General features: G+C 43.0%; 1 protein-coding gene. It reads right to left on the bottom strand.

Going from position 1 to position 467, the window contains the following annotated elements; translation table 11 throughout:
* The coding region (locus tag GFC01_RS18935) for a HAMP domain-containing protein (RefSeq protein WP_194175037.1) at positions 1–467 on the bottom strand (467 nt) is incomplete at both ends.

Below are 467 nucleotides of genomic sequence, written 5' to 3'. Positions count from 1 at the left end.
CTTTAGACTTGTATTCTAATTCTTTCATGACCTGCTCTGCTTCTTGTACAGATGTATCAATATGTTTCATTTGGCTTGCTGTGCTTTCAACAATTCGGCCGCCTTGACCAGCAGCTTCTGTTGATTGAATAGAGACAGCAGCCACTTCAGATGAGGTTTGTGACATATTTTGTAATCCTTCGTTCATTGCCACAAGCTGATTCGTACTAGATTCGACTTTCTCGTTTTGTGCTTCATTTCCATTTGAAAATTGTTCAATTGACATCGTGATATGCTCTGTTGCTTGACTCGTTTGGCTGGCACTTGCCGTCAGCTCCTCTGAAGCCGAAGCCACGTTGTCGACAGATTGCTGTACAGCGCGAATGACGTCACGAAGAGATTCACTCATCTTGCTGAAGCTTCTTGTGAGATCTCCTATTTCATCCTTCGATTTAGTTTCGAGGGTTTCTGTTAAATCCCCTTCACTC

This window comes from Desulfofundulus thermobenzoicus, from assembly GCF_009428905.1.
Lineage (GTDB): Bacteria > Bacillota > Desulfotomaculia > Desulfotomaculales > Desulfovirgulaceae > Desulfofundulus_A > Desulfofundulus_A thermobenzoicus.
Note: the sequence above shows the minus strand (reverse complement) of the source record. Positions and strands in the feature narration are given on the sequence as shown.